We start from the raw sequence: 255 nt of genomic DNA, 5'->3' as shown, positions 1-255 counted from the left end.
GGCTTGACGCTGGAAAAGTGAAGGAATTAAGGAGCCAGATAGCTAAGGCCAATGGCCTTTCAGAAAGAACCATCAGACGATATTTGGCTCAATTTCGGGATGGTGGGTTTGGGGGATTGAAGCCTCAGTCGAGAAATGTTGCTCGAAAGTCAGAAGCTATCCCTCCTAATCTATTAGACCAGGCGATTCTTCTACGTAAGGAAGTGCCGAGCCGGAGCGTAGCTCAAATTATACAGATTCTTGAATGGGAAGGGC

The 255-nt window shown here is 47.5% G+C and carries 1 protein-coding gene; it reads left to right on the top strand.

The annotated features are described in order from the left end of the window. A partial coding sequence (locus M3212_RS21885) for a helix-turn-helix domain-containing protein (protein WP_251196002.1) occupies positions 1 to 255 on the top strand: 255 nt, incomplete at both ends.

Origin of the sequence: Halalkalibacter oceani, assembly GCF_023715705.1 — a bacterium.
Classification (GTDB): domain Bacteria; phylum Bacillota; class Bacilli; order Bacillales; family Bacillaceae_D; genus Halalkalibacter; species Halalkalibacter oceani_A.
Note: the sequence above shows the minus strand (reverse complement) of the source record. Positions and strands in the feature narration are given on the sequence as shown.